We start from the raw sequence: 557 nt of genomic DNA, 5'->3' as shown, positions 1-557 counted from the left end.
AAAAATCTGCAAGACAACATGCTGGCTTGGCAGGACTTGATATCAGTACTTTGTTACCTTTCGGTCAACCTGTTATCGTCAATGATCACAACCCTAACTCCAAAATACATCCTCGTGGCATCCCAGGCTACGCTCTACATCCGTCTCGAAACTCTTATGGATATATCATCTATCTTCCATCCTTAAAGAAGACAGTAGATACAACTAACTATGTTATTCTTCAGGGCAAGNTTAACATAGAATCTGACCATGACTTCCAATCTGACATCGAACTACATCCTGAGCAACCGAGAAATGTCCTTTCAAAAGCTGTGAGTCCAACCGATTCCACACCTCCGTCAACTCATACTGAAGATTCGAAACGTGTTTCTAAAACCAATATTCGCGCACCCAGAGAAGTTGACCCCAACATATCTGAATCTAATATTCTTCCATCAAAGAAGAGATCTAGCACCCCCCAAATTTCCAATATCGAGAGTACCGGTTCGGGTGGTATGCATAAATTAAATGTTCCTTTACTTGCTCCCATGTCCCAATCTAACACACATGAGTCGTCG

General features: G+C 42.1%; 1 protein-coding gene. It reads left to right on the top strand.

All coding sequences use genetic code 11. The features are described 5' to 3' along the window. Positions 1 to 311 precede the first annotated feature (311 nt). Positions 312 to 557 (top strand): hypothetical protein (locus tag IEV84_RS16685; RefSeq protein ID WP_188495879.1); only part of this gene is annotated, 246 nt, incomplete at its 3' end.

Source organism: Flavobacterium palustre (genome assembly GCF_014639535.1).
Classification (GTDB): domain Bacteria; phylum Bacteroidota; class Bacteroidia; order Flavobacteriales; family Flavobacteriaceae; genus Flavobacterium; species Flavobacterium palustre.
Note: the sequence above shows the minus strand (reverse complement) of the source record. Positions and strands in the feature narration are given on the sequence as shown.